At 40.1% G+C, this 3,851-nt stretch carries 4 protein-coding genes and 2 pseudogenes; 3 read left to right on the top strand and 3 right to left on the bottom strand.

Going from position 1 to position 3,851, the window contains the following annotated elements:
• Positions 1–333, top strand: a pseudogene (gene dut, locus HNQ69_RS07110) (dUTP diphosphatase); the annotation flags it as partial.
• A 41-nt stretch (positions 334–374) separates the two neighbouring features.
• Here the strand turns inward: dut and HNQ69_RS07105 are convergent.
• A pseudogene (locus tag HNQ69_RS07105) lies at positions 375–953 on the bottom strand (biopolymer transporter ExbD).
• Positions 950–1,828 (bottom strand): MotA/TolQ/ExbB proton channel family protein, encoded by an 879-nt coding sequence (locus tag HNQ69_RS07100; RefSeq protein ID WP_183229347.1) that lies wholly within the window; start codon positions 1,826–1,828, stop codon positions 950–952. Before HNQ69_RS07100 ends, HNQ69_RS07105 begins: the two are co-directional and overlap by 4 nt.
• A gap of 800 nt (positions 1,829–2,628) precedes the next feature.
• Between HNQ69_RS07100 and HNQ69_RS07095 the strand changes: the two genes are divergently transcribed.
• Together HNQ69_RS07095 and HNQ69_RS07090 are read left to right on the top strand one after the other, a co-directional pair.
• The gene (locus HNQ69_RS07095; RefSeq protein WP_183229346.1) at positions 2,629–2,934 is read left to right on the top strand and encodes an ElaB/YgaM/YqjD family protein; all 306 of its coding nucleotides are present in this window, start codon (positions 2,629–2,631) and stop codon (positions 2,932–2,934) included.
• Positions 2,935–2,937: 3 nt separating this feature from the next.
• A complete protein-coding gene (locus HNQ69_RS07090; RefSeq protein WP_183229345.1) occupies positions 2,938–3,381 on the top strand; it encodes a hypothetical protein in 444 nt (147 codons plus the stop codon).
• 178 nt (positions 3,382–3,559) lie between these two features.
• Here HNQ69_RS07090 and HNQ69_RS07085 read toward each other — a convergent pair.
• On the bottom strand, positions 3,560–3,851 hold a 292-nt coding region (locus tag HNQ69_RS07085), incomplete at its 5' end, for a hypothetical protein (protein ID WP_183229344.1).

The following is a 3,851-nucleotide window of genomic DNA, read 5'->3' as shown; positions in this document are numbered from 1 at the left end:
ATCTTTCACTTATCGCTTGGGATTTGAAGCACAAATCCGTCCACGTTCCGGTTTAGCCTTAAAACACGGCATCACCTGTTTAAACACACCTGGAACAGGCTTAAATACACCCGGAACAATTGACAGCGCTTAGCCGGTCGTTAAGTTAAAGTTCTTCTTATCAATTGTGGGCAAGAAGATTTTTCCATTGAGCGCGGCATGCGCATTGCCCAAACAATCATCGCACCGGTTCTTCAAGTCAATCTTTGCGTTCTTGAACCCGACCAAACAGAGAGCACAAAAAGCGATATGGGAAGTCGAGGAACAGGAGGATTTGGCTCAACAGGACAGACGGAGGCAGAAATAAACAGAAAAGCCCTCTCTCTTGAAGAGTATTATTCTATAGGAGAAACAGTTCCCACTACGGAATTATTGGTCTTTACCACATTACTTATCACCCCCGCACCTATATTCCCTGTAACGTTTACTCCTGCTGCATCTATAGGCTCCCCTGCTCCATGACTTGCTGTACCTTTTGCCACAACATTGGAAGATTATTGCAATCCCATAAGACCAATTTTAGTATATCCAACCGTGCGTATTTGATTAAGTAAATCCACGACAGCCCCATAATTGATTTCGCTATCAGCTTTGATCAAAATCTTTGTCTCTAGATTTTGGTTTGTTTGCTTCAACAAAGCTTCGGTAAAGGCTGTTTGGTCAACAAGACTCTCACCAACATAAAGGGAATGATCTTTTTGCAAAGTTACATAAAGAGGTTCCTCAGGCTGAACTACAGAGGAAGCTTGGGTTATAGAAGGCAACTGAACCGGAATAACAGATGTTGCCAAAGGTGCAGCAACCATAAAAACAATAAGCAATACCAGAACAACATCAATAAAAGGGGTTACATTGATCTCGTTGTGCAACCCACCTTCATCTGGATTCCAATCATCATTAAACCCTGCTTTCATTTTTTATGACTTTTCTGTTGTCTGTATCTATCGAGTTCACGGCTCAAGAGTCTTTCAAGTGCAGCAGCGATATCACCCAAGTCATTGCGATAACTACTTAAAGCACGCATAAGGCTATTATACATAATAACGGCGGGAATAGCCACAAAAAGTCCGATAGCGGTTGCAAGCAAAGCTTCGGCAATTCCAGGAGCAACGACATCGAGTCGCGTTGTTTGCGACTGAGCAATACCGATAAAAGAATTCATGATTCCCCAAACAGTTGCAAAAAGCCCCACAAAGGGAGCAATTGCACCAATGGTTGCAAGAACAGCACTACCACATGCAACACGGCGCGTAGAAGCCAGCAAGCAGCGTGATAAAAGCGAATGAACTCTCTCCTTTACGCCCTCATTAATATCGCGAGCAACCTCCTCATAGCGATTGATCTGCTCATAGAAAGGGGGATATTCATCAGTAACGGTTTGTGCCCTTTGTTGTCCCCCTTGTCTTGCACTGGCTCTTTCACCAGAATCCCCTCCGATCCCCTCAGCACTAATAAAATGAATCTGTTGCGTAGAAAGATAGACCTCTTTAAGAACTTCTTTGAGAAAAAACACGCCGGCTCCTTTGCTCTCTTTTAAGCTAGCAGTCAACCGCGTGAGGGTCTGAGCATTAAGAACCAATTGGAGTTCATGACGCACTCTTCGCTTTGCTAAAAAAATCTCAACGATTTTGACAAAAGTAATCGTCCAAGATGCAAGAGAAGCAAGCAACAAAAGAACAATAACGGTTTTCACAACAAAATCAGCTGCCATAAACATAGAAAAAGGAGAAAGATCATGCGCTGCAAATACGGTAGACGCACTTTCTAAGGATATTGTCTCAGATTCCATTTCTGTCTCACACCATTGTGACCTTATATTTTTGATCTTACAGCTATGCTACTACCCCCATAGCACCATTCCCCACCATGCCACGCCCCTTTAACATCACTTCATGTTCGTCTTAAGGAATAAAACTTGATAAATCAAGTATAGTTTTATTTCAGAAAATATCTCTTTCAAGAGGAATTTTTCAAGAAGTTTTTCTCTACACAAATGAAAATAAATTTATCGGATAAAACAAGTTCATAGTGCAAAATGGCTTCACTGGGTAATGGCATCTTCGATTCAACAGTTTGATTTAAAGATAACGCATCGAATACTTTATGAAGACATGTATCATCTAAGATGCATTTCTTCATTGCAATCCTTCTGATGCAAAATCATAAAAAAACCGTTTGCTTGCACCTCACAAGAAACAGCAACATGTAGATCACAACTGTTAAAAAAAGATACCATCCCACCCAGCCCTCATCAAGACCACAAGCAACTTTTACAAGACCTTAAGCCACATTGAAATCTGACGAAATCATGTGAGTGTTAATTTATCTTTCCTAAGCGCAAAGTCTGTTTTTCTTTATTACGCTCTAGAGCGGTATCTCATGAATTTTTCGTCTGACCATTCACGAACAAAAGAGATGCTTATAGAGAAGGAAGATTTATTTTATCAGAAATCTTTTAAATTAAAAAAAAGAGGGAACTAAAAAAATTGTTTGACGTTACAAAAGCAGTGAAAAATTTACTTCAAGCAAAGAATCACTATGAATACACAAATACTAAAGAATGATGAGTCAAGAGAGGGAAAAAGCATCATGGCAAACAATAAAACAACAGAGAAAGACGTCCAAGGACAGTTAGAAAAGTTACGTGGTGAAATTTCAGGGATCACCACAACACTGACAAATCTTGGTGCAAACAAATTGACCGCAGCGAAAGACAAAGCTGAAAAACTGTATAACTCAGCAAAAGAAAATAGCGAAGACATTGTGTCTCAAGCAAAAGATAAAATTGGTGACTTTGAACAAACCATGAATCAATGCGTTCGTAAAAACCCTTGCAAAAGCATTTTGTTTGCAGCAGGTGTTGGTTTTGTTCTAGCACAACTCTTGCGTCGTTAAGCAATGCATAAACTTATTGCTCCTCTTTTAAATCACCTTGTCGGTGGCGGGCTCAAAAGCACTGTTAAGCAAGTTCGCTTTCAAGCAATTTGCGGAGGAATTATTGGCATTTCATTGTTTATGTCTTTAATTTTTTTATGCGCCATCGGCTTTATCGCATTATGTTCGGTTATGAAACCTCTTACAGCAGCCAGCACAATGTTTTTCCTTTGGTTTTTTATTGCAGGATTAGCCCTCTTAACGAGCAAAACTTTCAAAGCTGCACAACGTTATGATCAACAAAAGAAAAGGGAAGAACAACGCCATAAACTTATGACAGAGGCAGCAATTTCCAGTCTTGCACTTTTAAGCAGATATCTCCCTTTTGCCAAATTGAGTTTTCCAGTGCTTGGGCTTGCAACTTACTTTTTGTGGAAAAAAGATAAAAAAGACAGTTTTTCAGATTAAAGATATGTAACTGTGTTTTTCTAACCCCCAAAGGTGTTTTCTCTCCATGGAAAGAAAACACCTTTTTTGCCTCTTCATGTTATCGCAACATGAATGTTCAAGGGTTCGTCCACGAAAATTGAAGAGCGAACAACAAAACCATATCACTTATCACCACCCTCTAAACAGCAAAACACTCTTATCCTTGTCTATGTGATAGAATAATGAACATGTTCTCCAAAAAGCACTGTTTGGCAGTCATCTCTTGCAAGGTTTTTTCACTCTTCTTCAAGAGCGAAGAACAAAGGACAATGGCAAACCTCAATACTAAGCCCTTTAAAATGCCCTCCCCTTGAAAGCACATCATTGCTGAGACCACATCGGTCAATTCTGTCCCCACAGCGTTTAGAACTTCTCGTTCATCACCTTCAGCCATAATGCGGATGACCGGCTCAGTTCCAGAAGCACGGATAACCAATCGTGCTTCTTTT

The sequence above is a fragment of the Bartonella callosciuri genome, assembly GCF_014203215.1.
GTDB classification, from domain to species: domain Bacteria; phylum Pseudomonadota; class Alphaproteobacteria; order Rhizobiales; family Rhizobiaceae; genus Bartonella; species Bartonella callosciuri.
Note: the sequence above shows the minus strand (reverse complement) of the source record. Positions and strands in the feature narration are given on the sequence as shown.